The following is a 19710-nucleotide window of genomic DNA, read 5'->3' on the forward strand; positions in this document are numbered from 1 at the left end:
GCCGGGGGCGTATGCGTACGCATCGGTATGGAAGGGTTGGCCGCATGAGCACGGACGCACAGCAGCAGGAGCAGGGCGGCGGGACGGAAGCCGCGCGGGACTGGCGGCGGTGGCACGAGGGGCGCGTCGTCGCCGTCGCCGCCCCGTACGGACCGCTCTCCCTGACCGGGACCCACTGGCTCTCCGACTACCCGGAGGGGCGAATTCCGGCCGTCCCGGGGCACTGGCGCGAGGACGGCGACGAGGTGGTCCTCACGGCCGCCGCCGAGGACGGCATCGTCGTCGACGGCGAACCGCTGACCGGCCGGGTCCGGCTCCGCGCGGACCGCGGGCCGGTCGACGACGCCCGGGTGGCGCGGGGGGAGCGGCGGCTGGTGGTGCTCCGCCGCGAAGGGCTCTGGGCGGTGCGGGACTTCGACCCGGGCTCACCGGCCCGGCGTGCCTTCTCCACCATCGAGGCCACCCCGTACGACCCCCGCTGGGCGCTGTCCGGGACCTTCCGGCCGTACGGCGGGGGCCGGACCGTGCGGGTGGCGAACGCGGACGGGGTCGAGCGCGGTCTCGGCCTCGACGGCGAGATCGCCTTCACCGTGGACGGCGACCCGCACACGCTCGGGGCCGCGGTCGAGCCCGACGGGTCGCTGTGGGCCGTCTTCGCCGACGCGACCAGCGGGAACGGCAGCTACCGCTTCCGCTTCCTGCGGCCCGGCGCGCCCGCCCGCGACGGCAGCGTGACCGTCGACTTCAACCGTGCCCTGCTGCCGCCGTGCGCCTTCGCCGATCACTTCATCTGCCCCCTCCCGCCCCCGGGCAACACGCTCGGCGTGGCGGTCCCGGCAGGGGAGCGGAACCGGATCGACGCCTGACCCGCGAGAGCCGCTCGGGGCCCCGGCGGACCCAGCGGCCCCACGGCCCCCGGGGCCGGAGACGCGTGTGACCCACGTGGCCGAAAGGCATTCTTGCGCCTCCCGTCCGGCCCCCTCGATACTCCGGTCAGCGATTGTCAGGGGCACGGCAAATCCAGATCCGGACAGGCCCCCGACTGCGCCTCACGGGCCCACCACCCCACAGGTGGGCCCCCGATTCCCCTCGGAGGAACCCGAAGTGAGGATCAAGCGCACCAACAACCGCTCCAGTGCGGCAAGACGCGTCCGTACCACGGCCGTCCTCGCGGGGCTGGCCGCCGTCGCGGCGATGGCCATTCCCACCGCGAACGCCGACACCCCCCGTACGTTCAGCGCCGACCAGCTGACCGCGGCGAGCGACGCCGTGCTCGGCGCCGACATCGCGGGCACCGCCTGGAACATCGACCCGCAGTCCAAGCGCCTCGTCGTCACCGTCGACAGCACGGTCTCGAAAGCGGAGATCAAGCAGATCAAGAAGTCGGCCGGCTCCAACGCCGACGCGCTGCGCATCGAGCGCACCCCCGGGAAGTTCACCAAGCTGATCTCCGGCGGCGACGCGATCTACTCCAGCACCGGCCGCTGTTCCCTCGGATTCAACGTCCGCAGCGGCAGCACCTACTACTTCCTGACCGCCGGTCACTGCACCGACGGCGCGAGCACCTGGTGGGCGAACTCGGCCCGCACCACCGTGCTCGGCACGACCGCCGGATCGAGCTTCCCGAACAACGACTACGGCATCGTGCGCTACACGAACAACAGCATCACCAAGAGCGGCACGGTCGGCAACCAGGACATCACCAGCGCCGCCAACGCCACGGTCGGCATGTCCGTCACCCGTCGCGGCTCCACGACCGGCACCCACAGCGGTTCGGTCACCGGACTCAACGCCACCGTCAACTACGGGGGCGGCGACGTCGTCTACGGCATGATCCGCACCAACGTGTGCGCCGAGCCCGGCGACTCCGGCGGTCCGCTCTACTCCGGCACCCGGGCGATCGGTCTCACCTCCGGGGGCAGCGGCAACTGCTCCTTCGGCGGAACGACCTTCTTCCAGCCGGTCACCGAGGCGCTGAACGCGTACAACGTCAGCGTGTACTGACCGGACCCGTACCCGGCCGGGTACGGAGCTGTCCGTACATACGTGCCCCCGTCCGGAATTCCGGACGGGGGCTCCCGCTCGCCGGGGGCCTCTTGAGAGGATGTCGCCACGACGGATCGTCGTGACGGGGCGACGGGGGCGGACGCGCCACCGGGACGAGCTCCGCTGGCATCAGGGGGTAGCAGGTCCGTGAATCGCATCGGAGTGACCGGTCACCGCTCCATCCCCGCCGAGGCCCGGGCCCATGTGCTCACGGGGCTGCGGGCCGCGCTGTGCGGCCCGGACGGCGCGACGCACGCGCTCTCCAGCCTGGCGGTCGGCGCCGACCAGATCTTCGCCGACCTCGCCCTCGCCTGCGGCGCCGAACTGACCGCCGTGATCCCCAGCGGCGACTACGAGAACTGCTTCGAGACCGCCGCCGACCTGGCCCGCTACCGGATGCTCAAGGCGCGCGCGGCACGGGAGGTCCGGCTGGGCTTCCCGCACTCCACCGACGAGGCGTACTACGCCGCGGGCGCCTACATCGCCGACCACTGCGACCGGCTCCTCGCGGTCTGGGACGGCCGCCCGGCCCGCGGCCTCGGCGGCACGGGCGACATCGTGACCTACGCCCGCACCCTGGGCCGCCCGGTCACCGTGATCTGGCGCGACGGGGTGCTGCGCGGCTGACCGGCGGGGGAAGCCGGACGGGACGGGGCGGGGCGGGACGGGACGCGGGGGCGGGGGAACGCAGGGGCCGCGGCGCGTACGGCCGCGCTCACGTACGGCCGCACGAGGAGCGCCGCGGGGGCCTCACGGGCGGGCGTCCGGCTCACACGCGGTGTCTGACCAGCCAGTCGGTGTGCTCCGGTGACACGATCCGCTCGGTCTCGAACACCGCCGCCGGCCAGTGCCGCTCGGTGAGGGTGGTCTCCATGGCGGCCTGCATCGACTCCAGGTCCTTCTCCACCAGCGAGTGCGCCGAGATCAGCGGATGGTGCCGCCGCGTCTCGTTCCAGGCGAGACAGGCCGCCGCCGCCGCGGACAACGCCCCCGTCAGGCCGAACGACCGCCCCACCCCGAAGGTCTGGAACGCGCTCAGTGCCAAAGCCGGGAGCGTCAGCGCGACAATGGCGCCCGACCACAGGAGCGCCCCGCGCCGGGAGGCGTGCTGGCGTCTGCGGTACCAGCGCCGCTGTTCGATGAGCCGGTCCCGAACGTAGGTCTCCTTGCGGACCGTGTACGCCTTGTTCCGTAACGCGCGCATGGATTCCGTGATGAGGCCGCCGGAATCCTCCAGCTCCTCGCGCGGGTCGGCCCAGCCCACCTTCCGCAGCTCCTGAAGGCCGTCCTCCAGGCGATTGGCGAACAGCGCCTCCGGATGCTCGGACGAGCTGTCGAACGGCGCGCCGTGGACCGCGTAGCGCCAGCAGTTGGACTTGATGAACTCCGCTGCGGAGCGGTTCAGTTGCCAGTGCGACTTCGCCTTGCGGTGGGAGGCGAGGAAGGTCGCGAACAGTACGCCCAGGTAGGCCACGACCGCGGCTCCGTACAGGACCCGGGCCGCGGGGCCGTCCCCGGCGGACCAGGGCAGCGCCGCCGGCACCGTGCCGGCCACGAGCAGCGCCAGCTGTATCCGGGTGGTGTTCACGGCCTCGCGCTGGCGGGCCACGGCGACCGCGTCCGTGTGGTGGAACAGCGCCGGCAGGTCATCGTTCCTGAAGACCATGGATCTCAGCGGCTCGGGCAACGCCGTCATGGTCGCCTCCGTCCGCAGTCGTCGTCTGGCCGGGCCGGCCGTCGCGCTGCCCCGCCCGGGGCCACGAGAGTAGGGGGGAGGGCTGGGCGCGGCAAGAGCGTCCCGGCCTCCCGGAGAGCCGCTACGGCGGAGTTCGGCCACTTCCGTGTCGGTGTCCTTCCTCGTGCCGTCTCCTTGTGGCAAGGTGGTTCAACTTGACTGGTATGCAGGCGAGTTGACGCCTCACACGATGGGCGTCGATCAGCTCCGGGCGAGGGAGGGGCCATCGAGGGGAGCCGGACGGCAGGGGCGGGCGAGGACGTGCCGCTCGCGGACAGCCAGCGCAGGGTGCGCCGCAGTCCGCTGCTCTTCACCGCTCCTCTGGTGCTTCTCGCGGTCCTCACTTTGATCCTGCTGTGGGAGTCGGTCCGGGCCAACGTCCCGCCCGGCGCCCAGGACGCCTGGCCCTGGCGCCTGCGGCTGCTGGACATGGAGGTGCTCGGGGGCCTGCTGGCCGTGGCGGCCGGGGCCGTACTGGCGAGGGCGCAGTACGCCCGGACGGTCCGGCCCTACCTCGGCTGGCGCGGCTCCTGGCGCCCCGGGCTGCTGGCCGAGGGGCAACCCGCGTGGCGGGTGGGGATACTGAACGGCGGTCAGCACATCGCCGTGATCGAGAGCTGGGAGTGCCGGGTGGTGCTGCGCGGCGGCCCCGGCGCGGAGGCGGTGCCGTGGGGCGCGGTGCCGGACGTCGTGGCCACCCTGGCGGCCGGCGGTCTCTCGGCCGGGTCGGACTACCAGCTCGCCGCCTTCGGGCCGGGCTTTCCGGTGGTCGGCGCCGGGGGGTACGAGACCGTGCCGGTGGGGGTGTTCTCGCGGCGGTGCGTCGAGCGGGTCGACGCGCTGCATGTCCGGGTGCGGGTCACGGACGTCGTGGGCGACAGCCACGAGCGCGTCCTGGACTGTATGCGCGGGGCCCGCGCGGAACACCACGTCCCCGTGGTCGGCGGAGAGCCGGTGAACGGGTGAACGGCGGTTCCGCCCGGGGTCTCCCGACGCGTGCGGCAGAGCCGCGCGGGCGCGTGGCACCGCGCGCGCACGGCACATCCGCGGGCGGTCCCGCCGGTCGCGGAAAGCCCCTCACCTGCGAGGGCCGGCCGCAGAGGGGCCGCTCCGCGGCCCACCGGCCCCGCCGGCCGTCCCCCGCTCACCCGAGCGGTCGAGCGGAAGGCGTGTTCCGACTTTCCGAACCAGGTGTGAAGGCTGGTCCGCCGGCGGGTGGAAGGGCCTTCTCGGTAGTAAAGTGCGCGTGCCGGGCCGTTGTGAAGACACGGAATCCGGCAGCGTTTCAATGTCCGGAAACAGACCCCTTCAGGATCCCCCTAGGACGGCCGTGAAGACTTACGGAACCACCCCCGACTTCGCCTCCGCGAAGACCCGCGCCACCCTCGCGGCGATCGACGTCCGCAGCCCCGAGGCCGCCCGGAAGCTCAGCCGTGTAAGCGGTGCGACAACGGCCCGCTCCACCCGGATCTCCACTTTCAGTTCGGCTCTCTGAGCCGGCGTCAGGAGTGGCTAGAATGGCGGAATGACAGGACCCCTGGTCCCTTTCCGTGAATTCGTGCTCAAAGTGCACAGCAGGTGCGATCTCGCCTGCGACCATTGTTATGTCTACGAACATGCAGATCAGAGCTGGCTGACCCGCCCGAAGACCATCTCTGACGAGGCAATTTCCTGGACTGCCCGGCGTCTGGCCGAGCATGCGGCGACTCATGCGCTTCCCTCCGTCACAGTGATCCTGCACGGCGGGGAACCGCTCCTGGCCGGGCCCGCGCGACTGCGACGGGTCTGCGAGGAGCTCGGCTCGGCCCTGAACGGCATCGCTGAGCTGGACCTCAGGATCCACACCAACGGCGTCCAGCTCAGCCCCCGCTACCTCGACCTCTTCGACGCCTTCGACGTCCGGGTCGGCATCTCGCTCGACGGCGACCGCGCGGCCAACGACCGGCACCGCCGATTCGCCGGCGGACGCAGCAGCCACCCCATGGTGATGCGAGCCGTCGAACTGCTCCGCGAGGAGCGCTACCGCCATCTGGACCTCGGGCTGCTCTGCACGGTCGACGTCCGCAACGACCCGGTGGCCGTCCACGACGCGCTCGCCGCGCTCGAACCCCCGCTCGTCGACTTCCTGCTGCCGCACGCCACCTGGGACGACCCGCCGCAGCGGCCGGACGGAACGCCCACCGCGTACGCCGACTGGCTCCTGACGGTCTTCGACCGCTGGACGGAACAGGGCCGTCCCATGCCGGTCCGGATGTTCGCCTCGGTCCTCTCCAGCCTGAGCGGCGGCCCCAGCCTCACCGAGTCCCTCGGCCTGGCCCCCACCGACCTCGTGGTCATCGAGACCGACGGCCAGCTGGAACAGGTCGACTCGCTCAAGAGCGCCTACGAAGGCGCCGCCGCCACCGGGTTCGACGTCTTCCGCAACAGCTTCGACGAGGTCGCCGCCCACCCCGGCGTCCGGGCGCGGCAGCTCGGCCTGGCCGGAGTCAGCGAGACGTGTCGCCGCTGCCCGGTCGTGCGATCGTGCGGCGGCGGTCTCTACACCCACCGCTACCGCTCGGACAGCGGCCCCGGCCCGGGCTCCGGCCCGGGCTCCGGCAGCGGTTCCGGCGGCGGTTCCGGCGGCGGTTTCGACAACCCGTCGGTCTACTGCGCCGACCTGGCGGCGCTGATCCGGGGCATCGAGGAGCGTACGGCCGCCACCACCGAGTCAGCCGCCGTCCGGTCGCCGGACGACCTCCTCGCCGCCCACCAGGACCTGACCCGGACCCTGCTCGCGGTCCTCCACGACACGCTCGACGGTCGGGGCGGCGCACTCTGGGACGACGCCTGGCGGCTCGCGGCGGCGGTGGAGGCGGACGCCCGGGGCGCGGAGGCGCTCGACGCGGTGCTGGCGCACCCCTACACCCGCACCTGGCTGGCCGGTGCCCTGGAGGACGCCCGGGCCGACGGCGGCGCCCCGGGACCCGCCGCCGAACGGCTCGCCGCCTCCGTGGCCGTCGCCGCCGTCCGGGCCGGGCTCGACCTGTCCGTTCCGGTGGCGTACCGGAGCGGAACCCTCCACCTGCCGACCCTCGGCACGGTGCTCCTCGGCGGCCCCGAGGAACGGGGAGCCGCAGTGGTGCGTGCCACGGGGGACGGGTTCCTCGTCCACGCGCGGACGGCCGCCTTCGGCGACGGGCCCGGTGACGCGCCCGCCGACGGGCCCGGCACCGAGCTGCGCATCGCCCGCGAGGAGCCGGAGGGCCCGCACTGGCTTCCCGTGCGCGTGCTGCGGCAGGCGCCGGCCCCCGTCCTCCTGCTCGACGACCTCGATCCCTTCCGCGACTGCTTCGGCGGCCCGGCGACCGGCCGCCTCGAAGCGGAACGCGCCGACGCCTGGGCACACCGGATCGCCGGGGCATGGTCGCTGCTGGCCGACGCGGTTCCCGACCTGGCGGCCGAGGCGGCCCGGACGCTCACCACGCTGACCCCGCTGACCGCCGGCACGGCCGAGCCGGGGCGGCACGGCCACGGCGCACTCGGCGTCGGGGAGACGGCTGACGTGAAAGAGCTGGCACTCGGCCTGCTGAGCGGATTCCGCCGGGCGAAACTGCGGGCGCTCGGTGAAGTGACGGATCTTTACGCCTTGGACGGTACCTGGGAACATCGGACGCCCTGGGGGAACGAGCCCGTGACGTTCTCCCGACTGCTGGCCGAGACATTCGAACGGGCCGGGCTGGGGCTTTACGACCCGCGCTTCCTCACGGGTGTTCCGGAAGCGCTCGACATGATCGATAACGCCGCGGAGGTGACGGTCGACGGAAAACAGCTGATCGCCGCTGTCCGCAAGGAGACCAGCGGAACACGGAGTGCGGCCGGGAAGAATCGCCGCAGGACCTCCCCTTCGTCCGGTCAGGTCTCGAACGTTCTGGCGGCTGACCGGAAAGTGACGTTCGAATGACCGAACGGCAGGGGGGTGGAAAGCGGTCCGCTCCGGAATGATGAGTTCGCTTGCACTCCCTTCCTCCTTCCGGGATGCGAGTGCTCACACAGGACGGGGGTCGTGTGCACGCATCGACGCAACAGCGAGCGGTGGGCCATCGGCCGTATTTCTTTCTGAGTTACGCCCACACGCCCGGGTACGGTGGCGGCACGGACCCCGATATGTGGGTCGAGCGGCTTTTCCAGGACCTCTGCGGCCATGTGATGGCCATGACCGACTTACCCGCGGGCGCGCCCGCGGGGTTCATGGACCGGGAGATACGCTCCGGCGAGGGCTGGTCGGAACGGCTCGGTGACGTCCTCGCCACCTGCCGGGTCTTCGTTCCGCTGTTCTCGCCGCGCTACTTCGCCAGCGAGATGTGCGGCAAGGAGTGGTACGCCTTCGAACAGCGGGCCATCCACCACCGGGCCCGCTCCAACCAGCCGGCCGAGGCCATCGTCCCGGCCCTCTGGGTGCCGGTGCCGCCGAGCCAGCTGCCCGGCTCCGCCGAGCGGTTGCAGTTCAACCACCGCGACTTCGGGGAACGCTACGTCAGCGACGGCCTCTACGGTCTGATCAAGCTCAGACTCTTCGCCGAGGAATACGAACGGGCCGTCTACGAGCTGGCCAAACGCATCGTCAGCGTCGCCGACACGGTCCGCATCGACACCGGCCGACCGGTCGACTACCGCCTCGCGCCCAGCGCCTTCGGCTCGCCCAGCAGCGGAGTCGGCGCTCCCCGCCCGATGCAGATCACCATCGCGGCGCCCACCCGCCACGACCTGCCCGAGGGACGCAACAGCGACCACTACGGCGACCACCCCCAGGACTGGAACCCCTACTACCCGGCCGCCGCCCGCCCGCTGGCCTATGTGGCCGAGGAACTGGTCCGCTCCCTCAACTACCAGGCCGTCATCACCTCGTTCGACGAGGACCGGCACGACGGCAAGGCCCCGCCCAGCACACCCGAGATCCTGCTCGTCGACCGGTGGGCCCTCCGGGACGAGGAGCACCGCCGCAGGCTCGCCGCCTTCGACGCCGAGAACCGGCCCTGGGTGACCATGGTCGTGCCGTGGAGCCGGGACGACCACCAGAGCAGAGCGGCGGAGAGCGAGCTGACCGAGAAGCTCGAAGCGACCATGCCGATCAAGATGGGCCAGGGCCGGGCCCTCTGCCGTGCCGCGGCGAAAGGAGTGCCCACCATGGAGGCGTTCGGCCGACTCCTGCCCCAGGTGGTCGAGGTGGCCGCCCAGCAGTACCTCAAGCACGCGAAGGCGTACCCACCCGGGTCCGGCGGCGGGCCCGGCGAGCGGACCCGGCTCATCGGACCCATGGACACCACGGGCCACACCCTCGACCCGCACGACCCTGCGACGGAAGCGGAGGACCTATGAGTGCCGGTCGTGACGGGCGCATCGTCACCTTCTACTCGTACAAGGGCGGCACCGGGCGCACCATGGCGCTCGCCAACACCGCCTGGATCCTCGCGGCCAACGGCAAACGGGTGCTGGCCGTCGACTGGGACCTGGAGGCGCCCGGGCTGCACCGGTTCTTCCACCCCTTCCTCGACCCGGCCACCCTCGGCGCCACCACCGGCGTGATCGACCTGATCACCGAGTACGCCTGGGCCGCGACCAGCCCCGCCCAGCGCGCCGAGGACTGGCACCGCGACTACGCCCGTATCCAGCCCCACGCCGTGTCGCTGACCCCGGAGTCGCTCGGCTGGGAGTTCCCGAAGGGCGGCACACTCGACTTCGTCTCCGCCGGACGGCAGAACCGCGAGTACTCCGCGACCGTCTCCACCTTCGACTGGGACAACTTCTACGACCGGTTCGGCGGCGGCCACTTCTTCGACGCGCTGCGCGACGACATGAAGGCCAACTACGACTACGTCCTCATCGACAGCCGGACCGGCCTCAGCGACATCGCCGACATCTGCACCGTCCACCTGCCGGACGTTCTCGTCGACTGCTTCACCCTCAGCGACCAGTCCATCGACGGCGCGGCCTCCGTCGCCCGCCAGATCGCCGAGCGCAACACCGGCCGCCCCATCGCCCTCTACCCCGTCCCGATGCGCATCGACGAGGGTGAGAAGGAGAAGGCGGACGCCGGGCGGGCGCTGGCCCGGATCAAGTTCGACCGGCTGCCGCGCGATCTGTCCGGCGACGAACTCACCGCCTACTGGGGGGCGGTGGAGATTCCCTACCGCCCCTACTACGCCTACGAGGAGACGCTCGCCACCTTCGGCGACGAGGCCGGGCTCACCAACTCGCTGCTCTCCGCCTTCGAACGGCTCACCGCGGTCATCACCGACCGGGAGATCACCTCGATGCCCCCGGTCGGCGAAGAGGTGCGCCTGCGGATCCGCGACGCCTTCACCCGCCGCAGGCCCGCCCTGCCCGCCGATCTCTACCTCAGCTACGTGGCGGAGAACCGGATGTGGGCCGACTGGCTCGAATCGATCCTCACCCGGGCCGGCTTCCGGGTGGTTCCGCGCGACGTCTCCGCCGAACGCCCCCCGGAGGAGTCCGCCGACGCCACCGCGGAGAACACCGCCCGCACCGTCGTGCTGCTCTCCAGCGCCTACCTGAAGTCCCAGCGCGCGGTCGAGCTGTGGGAACGGACGGCCGCCGAGGCCGTCGGCAGCGGCCGCCGCCGACTGCTCCCGCTGCGCGTCGGGGACGTACGCCTCACCACTCCGTACATCGACCGCAACCCGGTCGACCTCTTCCGGCTGGACGAGGTGCACGCCACCACCGCCGTGATGCGGGCGCTGGACCGCCCGGTGCAGGTGGCCGACGGGGTGTCGCCCGGGCCCCGCTTTCCCGGCACCGTGCCGAGGATCTGGAACGCGCCGCCCCGCAACCCCGGCTTCACCGGCCGCTCACTCGTCCTGGAGCGGATGCGCGACCAGCTCGGTGGCGGCCTGGCCGTCGTGCTGCCCCAGCCGCAGACCCTGTACGGGCTCGGCGGCGTGGGCAAGACCCAGGTGGCCCTGGAATACGTGCACCGCTTCATGGCCGACTACGACCTGGTGTGGTGGATATCGTCGGAGCAGCCCGACGACGTGGTCGCCTCGCTCGCCGAACTCGCCACCCGGCTCGGCGCCCAGGGCGGGGACGACATGGCCGCGGCCTCCCAGGAGGCCGTCGACCTGCTGCGGCGCGGTGTGCCCTCCGACCGCTGGCTGCTGGTCTTCGACAACGCGGACGACCCCGAGCAGCTGCGCCGCTACTTCCCGCAGGGCGGCTCCGGCCACATCCTGGTGACCTCCCGCAACCAGAGCTGGTCCCAGCACGGGGACGCGCTTCCCGTGGACGTCTTCCTGCGCGAGGAGTCGATCGAGCACCTCCAGCGCCGGGCCCCGGGGCTCAGCGACGAGGACGCCGACCAGGTGGCGACCGCCGTGGGCGACCTGCCGCTCGCCGTGGAGCAGGCCGCCGCCTGGATCGCGGAGACCGCCACCCCCATCGACGCCTATCTCGAACAGCTCGCCCGCCAGGCTCCCCAGGTCCTCGCGCTGAACCAGCCGGCCGGCTACCCGGAACCGGTCGCCGCGACCTGGAACATCTCCATCGCCCGGCTCAAGGAGCGCTCGCCCGCCGCCGTGCGGCTGCTCCAGCTCTGCGCCTTCTTCGCCCCGGAACCGATCTCCGCGAACCTCCTCTACAGCAAGGAGATGATCGACGCGCTGAAGCCGTACGACTCCTCGCTCCAGGAGAAGCTGGTGCTGGGCCGGGTCATCCGGGAGATCGGCCGCTTCGCCCTCGCCAAGGTCGACCAGGTCTCCAACTCCATCCAGGTGCACCGCCTCGTCCAGGCCGTGATCAAGGCGCAGCTCAGCGAGGAGGAGCAGCGCGAGGCCCGGCACGTCGTCCACCGCATCCTCGCGGGCGCCCGGCCCGACGACGACGAGCCGATCGACAACCCGGAGACCTGGCCGCGCTTCGCGACGATCTGGCCGCACCTCGGTCCCTCCGACGCCCGCAACTGCAAGGAGCCGGAGACCCGCAGGCTCCTGATCGACCGGGTCCGCTACCTCTGGAAGCGCGGCGACGTCAGGACCGCGGGCGCGCTGGGCGAGGAACTGCGGGAGATCTGGCAGGAGAAGCTGGGGGAGCGGGACCTGCAGTACCTCTACCTCTGCTTCCACCTCTCCAACATCCTGCGCACCCGCGGGCGTTACGTGGAGGCTAGGGATCTCGACGAGTTCACGCTGGAACGGCAGCGGGAGGTGCTGGGGCCCGAGCACCCGCACACCTACATGACCACCAGCAGCCTGGCCATCGACCTCGGCCTGCTGGGCGACTACAGCAGGGCGATCGAGATGGCGACCGAGGCCCACGAGGGCTTCGGACAGATCTTCCACGACTCCCATCCCCGCACCCTCGCCGCCGCCAACAACCTGGCGCTGAACCTGCGCAGCGTCGGCCAGTACGCCCGTGCCCGGGAGATCGACCAGGACGTCTACGACCTCCGCTCCCAGGTGCTCGGACCGGAACACCCCTACAGCCTGTCCTCCGCCATGAACCTGGCGCGCGACCTGCGGGAAGTCGGACGGTACGAGGACTCGGTCGGGCTGCTCAGCACGACGTACAACAGCTTCAAGGCGACGATGGGCCGCAGCTTCCCCGCCACGCTGAGCGCCGCGAAGAGCCTCGCGGTGTCGTTGCGGAGGGCGGGGCGGCTGGAGGACGCCCGCCGGCTCACGGTGGCGACCCGTGCCCGCTACCGGGCCAAGTACACCACCGCCAACCCCGACTCGCTGGCCTGCGACCTCAACCTCGCCGCCGACCTGTTCGCGTCCGGTGAGAGCGCCGAGGCGAAGGTCACGGCCCAGGAGGTCGTCGACCAGTACATGAAGGTGCCGGGGGAGAAGCACCCGTACACCCTGGCGGCGCAGAACAACCTCGGCGTCTACCTGACGGCGGCCGGGGAGACGGAGCAGGCGGAGCGGACGCTGAAGCTGGTCGTGGCCTCCATGCGGGAGACGTTCGGCCGGGATCATCCCAACACGCTGTTCTGCGTGATGAACCTGGCCAGCGCGACCGCGGACCTGGGGCGACTGGACCTGGTGCTGGAGGCCGAGCAGCGGCTGTCCGGGCAGTTGCGCCAGGCGCTCGGCTCACACCATCCGGAGACGCTGGCCATGACCTCGAACATGGCGGTCACGCTCGATGCCATGGGGCGGGGGGACCAGGCGCTGCAGTTGCGGGCGGAGATCGTCGACGAGCTGTCGCGTCAGCTCGGCGACGACCATCCGCTCACCCGGATGGCCCGGACCGAGGAGCGGTTCCGGCGGGAACTGGAGCCGATGTCGGTGTGACCGTCCGGCCGGGAGGGCTCATCCTCCCGGCAGGGCGGCCGACAGCGTCCCGTCCGGGGGCTCCCGCTCGTCCAGCAGCCAGTCCAGGACGCGGGGGAGCACCGAGAGCGCGTCGAAGTGCGCCGCCGCCGGTTCCAGTACGGCGGTGGCGCCCGGAATCTGCCCGGCCAGCCAGCGGGAATGGCCCACGGGTGTGAAGACGTCCTTCTCGCCGTGCCAGAGCATCACCCGGCCGCTGATCCGCGCCGGGTCGAACCCCCAGGGGCGGCAGAAGGCGATGGCGTCGTCGATCCAGCCGTACGCCGAGGTGCGCAGCCCCTCGCTGTAGTTGCGCAGCAGCATGGACCGGATGCCCACGTCGTTGACCACCATCCGGTCGGAGTCGGTCAGCTCCCGGCGCAGATCGTCCAGGAGCCGGACCGGGTTCCGCCGGATCTGGTCCGAGCGGATGGTGAAGGACTCCGCGAACCCGTCCGGGTCGGCGGCCGCGGTGGAGTAGGCGTCCACGTTGGATGCGGCCATCCCGTGGAACCAGTCGAGCCCGGCGGCGTCGCGGGGGGCGAGGCCGACCAGGGCCGCCGTGCGCGTGACCCGGTCGGGCAACAGCGCCGCGCAGGCCAGGGCGTGCGGAGCCCCGCCGGAGCGGCCCACCACGGCGAAGCGCTCCAGTCCCAACGAGTCGGCGATGGCCCGGACGTCCTCGACGACGTCCTTGATGCGGCGGCCCTCGTTCCGGTCGCTGCCGCCGTACCCCGGGCGGTCGTAGGTGATCAGCTGCGTGTGGCGCTGGTACAGGACCATGCCGCGGGGGGCGGGCCCGAGCCTGCTGCCCGGGGTGCCGTGGAGGAGGAAGACCGGTCTTCCCCGTGGGTCCCCCGTCCGCTCCACCATCAGATGCCGCCCGTCCGCCGCGAGCACCCGATTGCGCACCCGTTCCTCCTCCGCTCGGTCACCCGGCCGGCCCGGGCACGGCGTGCCCGGCGTGTGCTGCCGTTTCGATGATGACCCATCAGAGGCGTTACCGGGACTGCTGGGCGCCAGGAACTGTGAAGGTCCTGGGAGGCTCCCGGCGGACGATTTCCGTCGGCATCCGGACAGGTGGGTAGAGGTTCCGGACCTGCGACGGCGAATACCGGACAGGACTAGCCCTCGCCCAGGGCTGCCGACGGTTGCGCGAGGTGTTCGCGATCGGACCACCGCGGCACAGCGACGAAGAGGCCCCCGGTCCGCCGGGGGCCTCTTCCCCGTGTCGGGGGCGGGGTCAGGCGGCCTGGGGCAGATTGTGGGCGTCGGCCCCGGCCGGGGCGATGCCGAAGGCGCGCACGGCCTGGTAATACGTCCAGGCCGTGCCGTTGCACGACGTCCGCTTCGCGCCGGAGTAGGCGGCGCACACACGCTTGAGGTCCTCGTGGAAGGCGGAGTCGAGCCGGGCCTTGTTGGCGGAGAAGGAGCCGGCGGCCTTGTAGTTCCGGTAGCCGAAGTCATGGCGGGCGCAGGCGTTCTTGAAGGGGAAGCCGAACGGGTTGTCGGGAGAGCTGCTGCAGTAGTCCGTCGACCAGTTGAAACCGTACGCGGACCAGGCGCCCTGGTTGTTCCGGGCGGCGTTCCAGGCGTTGTAGCTGGAGGCGCTGGTCTGGGTCCAGGAGCTGAGCACCCGGGGTTTGTCGGCGGGGGCGGCCGGGGCGGGGGCGGCGGTGATCAGGGTGAGCGGGAGCGACAGGGCTGCCGCGGCGAGCGGAAGCGTGAATCGACGACGCATGAGCGACCTCCGTGAGGGTGGAAGGAGTGGTCGAGGCGTACTCCTCGTCGGGTGGTGCGAGGCCGCTCCAGCATGTCGTCATGCCCCTGTCATGCCTAGTCATCGCGCTGACCGGACATCAAGAATTGGTGCTCACGTCAGATGGGGCCGCCGACTCGGCGGCCCCACGGACGGGTCATCAGGGATGAACGGGGGTGAAAGGGAGAGGGGAGGAGGGGGAGAGGAGAGAGGGGGGAAGGCTGAAGGCAGGTGCGGGTCCGGTGTCAGGCCGCGGTCGACCCGCCGGAGCCCGGTGCGGGGGTGGCGGCCGTGTCCGCCGTGGCGTCCGGCCGGTCCGCTTCCGGCCGGCGCCGCATCGACAGCAGCAGGGTCAGTGCCGTGCCGACGACCGCCCAGGCGGAGAGCACCAGCAGCGGGCCGGTGACCGCGTTGCCCCGGAAGTAGGCGATCGAGCGGGCCACCCAGGTGCCCGCGCCCGGAGGGAGGGCGGGGCCGATCGCCCGCCAGAAGTCCGGAAGCATCGGAAGCGGGAAGGCGCCGCCCGCGCTCGGGTTGCCCGCGATGACGATGATCAGGACGGCCAGGCCGATCCCGACGATGCCGGTGAGGGCCTCCAGGGCGAGCGTGATCATGCCGACGGCGAAGACCACCAGGGCGCCGAGGCCGGCCAGGCCCCACACGCTGCCCGGCAGTGCGCCGAGGACCGGACCGATGATGACCGCCCCGCCGATGCCGCCCGCGATCGCGTACAGCGCCATGACCGCCGTCCTGATCGCCGCCCGCTGCCGGTTGGCGGGCTTGGCCCCCGCGCTGATCGCCAGGATCGAGGCACAGAGGTAGCCGCCCACGCACCAGCCGACCACCAGGTAGAAGGACGAGAGCCCGTCGAAGTCCTCGGGCGAGGCCGGGGCCACGTCCACCGTCCGTACGGTCCGCTCCTGGGAGCCCTCGACCTGGGTGAGGAGCCGCTCCAGAGTGCTGGAGAGGACGGTCCCGCCACCGGAGGCGACCAGCAGGGTGTCGGTCCGGCCCTCCGGCGAGACGATCAGAGCGCCGTTGATGTCGCGGTTCATGATCTGCTCACGGGCCTCGGCCGCGCTGCTCACCGTACGGGGGTCGAGCGGTCCGCCGGGAAGCCCGTCCAGCCGGTCGACGAGCTGCCGGGACATCTGTTGCGGGGCCACCACCCCGAAGGCGACATCCGTCGGCTTGGGCTTGTGCAGCGCGCCGACGTAGGACGCGATGAACAGCAGTTGCAGTCCGAGCACACCGATGACGAGCAGGGCGGCCCGGGGGGTGACGGCGTTCTTCACCTCGTCGACGAAAGTCATGCCCCCACGGTCCGGGCGGCGCGGTGTCCGCGCAGGCCGGGCGGGGCCGAACGGCGTAAGGGACCCCTGCTCGTACGGCCACCGCCGGGTGGCGTGCGGCGCCGCGTACCTGGCCTCGCCGAACGGAGCGACTGGGGCGTCGGTGGCCGAACTCCGTACGAGACGCGCGCCATCACCCCGGGCGGGCGCCTGACGCCGGGCGTCCTGCTCGGTGGCGCAGTCGCTACGCCGTCGCCCCCGGAGTCCGCGATTCGGGGTGGAACTGCTCGACGCGGTCGCGCTTGGTGTACATGTTCCAGTAGTGCTCTGCGAGGTAGTCCGGGTCGACGACCGGGAATTGCGGACCGTCGGCCGACTCGAAGGCGGCCTGGGCCGCCGCGGACACCTCGCTGCGGGCGATCAGTGACGCGATGGTCAGGGCGCCGGCGTAGATCCCCGTGCCGGCCAGCTCCGCGTTGAGGGAGTACAGGCAATTACGGGTGGCTGACATCACCGGACCCATGCCGCTGAGGTGGGGCATGGGCTGTGCCGCCGAGTAGCCCTGAGCCAGCAGGAAGGCGCCCCCGCCGCGTTCGGTCCACTCGGGCGGCACGGCCCGGGCCACCTCGACCGGGACGCCGCCGCACGGATCATCGAGCGAGCGCGGCTGGCCGGTGCTGTCCGCCCGGACTTCACCGGCGAGGACCTCCTGCTCTTCTTCGGCGCCAACGCTCTGCTCGCTCGCGCGGGCGCGGGCACCGCGCCGGATGCCTGGCGCCGCCAGGTCGCCTTCCTGCTCGACGGGCTGAGGGCGGGCCCGGGGCAGAGGCCGCTCTCCGTCGGACCTTTGACCCCGCAGCAGGTGTACGACGTGATGGGCAGGCTCGCCGGCGCGCCGTAGCGCGGTGCGGACGCATCGGGGAGCGGGGGGCGTCCCGCTCATCCCGGTCCGTCCGCCCTTCCGCCTCGGACGGCCCGCCCCTGCGCCGGGTCACCGCGCCGCTCGCGCTCCGCAGTGGTCGACGGCGTCCGTCACCGGCTGCGCAGGGTGCTCCCGGGGGGTCGCCGGCGGTTCCTCGCGGGCGCACGGCCTGCCGCGGTCGTCCGAGACGGCCGGCGGCGGTTGCGGGGCCGCGCTTCCGTCCCGCCAGTTTTTACCGACGCGTAACTTCCCTCTCCACCCTACTCGTGCGTAATTTGGCATGAGCACGTAAAGCTTGTGGTCCGGGCCACAGGGCGCACCGCCATCGCACCTCCCTTGAGCCGCAAGGAGACCACACGATGCTGCCCTGGATCCGTGCTGCGCGCGTTCCCCGCACGCGCAGTCTGCTCGCCGCCCTGCTCCTCGCCCTCACCGTTCTCGTCGCCCCCGCGGCGACCGCGACCGTGGCCGCCCCGGCCGCCGCCGAGGCCACTTCGCGTGGCTGGAACGACTACTCCTGCAAACCCTCCGCCGCCCACCCCCGCCCCGTCGTCCTGGTCCACGGAACCTTCGGGAACTCGATCGACAACTGGCTGGTCCTCGCCCCCTACCTGGTCAACCGGGGCTACTGCGTCTTCTCCCTCGACTACGGCCAGCTCCCCGGCGTGCCGTTCTTCCACGGCCTCGGACCCATCGACAAGTCCGCCGAACAGCTCGACGTGTTCGTCGACGAGGTCCTCGACGCCACCGGAGCCCCGAAGGCCGACCTCGTCGGCCACTCCCAGGGCGGCATGATGCCGAACTACTACCTGAAGTTCCTCGGCGGCGCCGACAAGGTCAACGCCCTCGTCGGGATCGCCCCGGACAACCACGGCACCACGCTGCTCGGCCTCACCAAGCTGCTCCCGTTCTTCCCCGGCGTCGAGAAGTTCATCAGCGACAAGACCCCCGGACTCGCCGACCAGATCGCGGGATCGCCCTTCATCACCAAACTCACGGCGGGCGGCGACACCGTCCCCGGCGTCCGCTACACCGTCATCGCGACCAAGTACGACCAGGTCGTGACCCCGTACCGCACGCAGTACCTGGACGGGCCGAACGTACGCAACGTGCTGCTCCAGAACCTGTGCCCGCTCGACCTCTCCGAGCACGTGGCGATCGGGACCATCGACCGCATCGCCTTCCACGAAGTGGCCAACGCCCTCGACCCGGCCCGCGCCACCCCGACCACCTGCGCCTCGATCATCGGCTGACCCGCCGCGCGACAACGGGCCGGGGTCCGCTGTCCGATGGGGCGGACGGCGGACCCCGGCCCGTCGGCTACCTGCCGCGCCCGACGTCCCGGAGGGGCGCGGCAGGAGTGTGAAGGGGGGTGCGGCGGCGGTCAGCCGCTGTGGCGGCCCGTGGACGCGGCGGCCCGGCGGCGCTGTGAGGCGAACAGCACGGCCGCACCGGCGGCCAGCACCCCGGCGCCCCCGATCGCCAGGTACGTGCTGCCGCCGGAGCCGCCGGTGTCGGCCAGCGCCTCCTCGGCGCCCGCCGCGTCGGCCTCCGGGGCGTTGCCCTTGTCCCCCTTGCCCTCGTCCTTGCTCGCCGGGGCGGCGGCGGCCGTGACCTCGGGCCCGGTTTCCGCGTCGTCGTCCCCGTGGCCGTCGTGCTCGACCGACGACTTCTCAAAACCCTCGGCGATCGCCTCCTCGGACGGCGCGGAGGGGGCCGGGGCGGGGGCTCCGCCGCCGGCGTCACCGCCGACGCCCTGCTGTCCTCCCCCCTTCTCCGCTCCGACGTCCTGCTTCCCGCCGCCCGCCGAACCGCCGCCGAACGTCACATCGGAGCAGGCGTAGAACGCCTCGGGGGAGTCGGAGCGCTGCCAGACCGTGTAGACCAGTTGCCGGCCGGAGCGCTCGGGGATCGTCCCGTCGAAGACGTACGAACCGTTCTCCAGCGGCGGGTCGGTCGCCTCGGCGAAGGGCTTCGCCTCCAGGTCCGACCAGGCCAGCGGCTTCGTGGGGTCGTAACCGGGCTTGGTGAGGTACAGCTCGAACGAGCCCCGGTGCGGGGCCGTCGCCCGGAACCGGAAGGTGTGCCCGCCCGGCGTCATCGCGGTGGCCGGCCAGTCGGCGCGCGGGAGGTCCAGACCCCGGAACGTGTCGTTGGCCGCGCTGCACAGCTCGCCGTCCGGGATCAACTCACGGTGCCTGCCCGCCGCGTCGGCGATGTTCACCCCGTTCCAGTCGTACAGCGCCTGGGTCCCGCCCGCCGCTACCGCCGCCCGGCACGCCGCCGACCGCGGGCTCTCCGGACCCTCCGCGAAGCACGCGGACACCCGGCTCACCGGATCGGTGAGCGAACCGTGCGCGACGGCCGGGGCGGAGGCCAGCCCGGCCAGGGCGAGCGGGGCGAGACCGAGGGCGATGACCCCGGCGGCTTTGTGACGAGCGGTCATGGACGGATCTCCTTCTGAGCGGCACGGCTGCGGAACGCCTACGGCACGACCCCGCGCAGCCATGGAGGGTGGCGCTCAGCAAGCTAGCCGCCCGGAACGCCGAAAACGCCTGCTCGGAGGGGGTGGCGGCGATCCTTATGCCTGCTTTAAGGGCCGGTTAGGCGTGGGCTCAGGCAGCTCCGCAGCCCCGCGGTGCCCCGCA

Annotated in this window: 16 protein-coding genes; 10 read left to right on the forward strand and 6 right to left on the reverse strand. The window is 72.1% G+C overall.

Annotated features, from left to right (window positions below; translation table 11 throughout):
* Nucleotides 1-44: 44 nt before the first annotated feature.
* The 3 genes from ACIQMU_RS29620 to ACIQMU_RS29630 all read left to right on the forward strand — a co-directional run bounded on the left by ACIQMU_RS29620 (nt 45) and on the right by ACIQMU_RS29630 (nt 2673).
* Nucleotides 45-866: a DUF1684 domain-containing protein gene (locus ACIQMU_RS29620; protein WP_352243735.1), complete on the forward strand. Its 822-nt coding sequence runs from the start codon at nt 45-47 to the stop codon at nt 864-866.
* Nucleotides 867-1104: 238 nt separating this feature from the next.
* On the forward strand, nt 1105-2004 hold the full coding sequence (locus tag ACIQMU_RS29625) for a S1 family peptidase (protein ID WP_352243736.1): 900 nt from the start codon (nt 1105-1107) through the stop codon (nt 2002-2004).
* Between the two features lie 189 nt (nt 2005-2193).
* Nucleotides 2194-2673: a hypothetical protein gene (locus ACIQMU_RS29630; RefSeq protein WP_352243737.1), complete on the forward strand. Its 480-nt coding sequence runs from the start codon at nt 2194-2196 to the stop codon at nt 2671-2673.
* Nucleotides 2674-2815: 142 nt separating this feature from the next.
* On the opposite strand, the gene ACIQMU_RS29635 is transcribed toward ACIQMU_RS29630, so the two are convergent.
* On the reverse strand, nt 2816-3742 hold the full coding sequence (locus ACIQMU_RS29635; protein ID WP_352243738.1) for a DUF4231 domain-containing protein: 927 nt from the start codon (nt 3740-3742) through the stop codon (nt 2816-2818).
* Between the two features lie 300 nt (nt 3743-4042).
* Here ACIQMU_RS29635 and ACIQMU_RS29640 point away from each other — a divergent pair, with 300 nt between their 5' ends.
* The 5 genes from ACIQMU_RS29640 (at nt 4043) to fxsT (ending at nt 13071) form a co-directional block, all read left to right on the forward strand.
* Complete coding sequence (locus tag ACIQMU_RS29640) at nt 4043-4747, forward strand: hypothetical protein (RefSeq protein WP_352243739.1); 705 nt, start codon at nt 4043-4045, stop codon at nt 4745-4747.
* A gap of 364 nt (nt 4748-5111) precedes the next feature.
* Entirely contained in the window at nt 5112-5276 is a 165-nt protein-coding gene (gene fxsA / locus ACIQMU_RS29645; protein WP_352243740.1) for an FxSxx-COOH cyclophane-containing RiPP peptide, read from the forward strand.
* A gap of 30 nt (nt 5277-5306) precedes the next feature.
* Entirely contained in the window at nt 5307-7724 is a 2418-nt protein-coding gene (gene fxsBH, locus ACIQMU_RS29650; protein ID WP_402690080.1) for a radical SAM/SPASM protein FxsBH, inactivated beta-hydroxylase extension form, read from the forward strand.
* A gap of 74 nt (nt 7725-7798) precedes the next feature.
* A complete protein-coding gene (fsxC, locus tag ACIQMU_RS29655; protein WP_402690081.1) occupies nt 7799-9139 on the forward strand; it encodes an FxsC protein in 1341 nt (446 codons plus the stop codon).
* Entirely contained in the window at nt 9136-13071 is a 3936-nt protein-coding gene (fxsT, locus tag ACIQMU_RS29660) for an FxSxx-COOH system tetratricopeptide repeat protein (protein ID WP_402690082.1), read from the forward strand. The genes fsxC and fxsT overlap by 4 nt, the downstream gene beginning before the upstream one ends.
* A gap of 18 nt (nt 13072-13089) precedes the next feature.
* On the opposite strand, the gene ACIQMU_RS29665 is transcribed toward fxsT, so the two are convergent.
* The 4 genes from ACIQMU_RS29665 to ACIQMU_RS29680 all read right to left on the reverse strand — a co-directional run bounded on the left by ACIQMU_RS29665 (nt 13090) and on the right by ACIQMU_RS29680 (nt 16651).
* Complete coding sequence (locus ACIQMU_RS29665; RefSeq protein WP_352243744.1) at nt 13090-14001, reverse strand: alpha/beta fold hydrolase; 912 nt, start codon at nt 13999-14001, stop codon at nt 13090-13092.
* A 331-nt stretch (nt 14002-14332) separates the two neighbouring features.
* Nucleotides 14333-14830: a phospholipase gene (locus ACIQMU_RS29670; RefSeq protein ID WP_352243745.1), complete on the reverse strand. Its 498-nt coding sequence runs from the start codon at nt 14828-14830 to the stop codon at nt 14333-14335.
* Nucleotides 14831-15093: 263 nt separating this feature from the next.
* Complete coding sequence (locus ACIQMU_RS29675; protein ID WP_402690083.1) at nt 15094-16161, reverse strand: DUF3533 domain-containing protein; 1068 nt, start codon at nt 16159-16161, stop codon at nt 15094-15096.
* Between the two features lie 223 nt (nt 16162-16384).
* Nucleotides 16385-16651, reverse strand: coding sequence for a hypothetical protein (locus ACIQMU_RS29680; protein ID WP_402690084.1), 267 nt, complete (start codon nt 16649-16651; stop codon nt 16385-16387).
* A 21-nt stretch (nt 16652-16672) separates the two neighbouring features.
* Here ACIQMU_RS29680 and ACIQMU_RS29685 point away from each other — a divergent pair, with 21 nt between their 5' ends.
* Together ACIQMU_RS29685 and ACIQMU_RS29690 are read left to right on the forward strand one after the other, a co-directional pair.
* Nucleotides 16673-17041 carry a hypothetical protein gene (locus tag ACIQMU_RS29685; protein ID WP_402690085.1) on the forward strand — a complete coding sequence of 123 codons (369 nt, stop codon included), beginning with the start codon at nt 16673-16675 and terminating at the stop codon, nt 17039-17041.
* A 380-nt stretch (nt 17042-17421) separates the two neighbouring features.
* Complete coding sequence (locus ACIQMU_RS29690) at nt 17422-18315, forward strand: esterase/lipase family protein (protein ID WP_402690086.1); 894 nt, start codon at nt 17422-17424, stop codon at nt 18313-18315.
* 131 nt (nt 18316-18446) lie between these two features.
* Here the strand turns inward: ACIQMU_RS29690 and ACIQMU_RS29695 are convergent, their stop codons facing one another.
* Complete coding sequence (locus ACIQMU_RS29695) at nt 18447-19508, reverse strand: lytic polysaccharide monooxygenase (RefSeq protein WP_352243750.1); 1062 nt, start codon at nt 19506-19508, stop codon at nt 18447-18449.
* Nucleotides 19509-19710 lie beyond the last annotated feature (202 nt).

The sequence above is a fragment of the Streptomyces sp. NPDC091649 genome, assembly GCF_044756785.1.
Classification (GTDB): domain Bacteria; phylum Actinomycetota; class Actinomycetes; order Streptomycetales; family Streptomycetaceae; genus Streptomyces.